Source organism: Bacillus sp. sid0103, from assembly GCF_019219025.1.
In genome coordinates, this window is the sequence record NZ_JAHUWN010000144.1 from 1 (window position 1) to 259 (window position 259).

Genomic DNA, 259 nt, shown 5'->3' on the forward strand with positions numbered 1-259 from the left:
GCCGATCACCCTCTCAGGTCGGCTACGCATCGTCGCCTTGGTGAGCCGTTACCTCACCAACTAGCTAATGCGCCGCGGGCCCATCTGTAAGTGTCAGCCGAAACCGACTTTCAGCTTTCCCTCATGAGAGGGAAAGGATTATCCGGTATTAGCACCGGTTTCCCGGTGTTATCCCAGTCTTACAGGCAGGTTGCCCACGTGTTACTCACCCGTCCGCCGCTAACCAACAGGAGCAAGCTCCTATTGATTCGCTCGACTT

Annotated in this window: 1 rRNA gene; it reads right to left on the minus strand. The window is 56.0% G+C overall.

The features are described from left to right. Positions 1-259 (minus strand): 16S ribosomal RNA (locus tag KW850_RS32880); the annotation flags it as partial.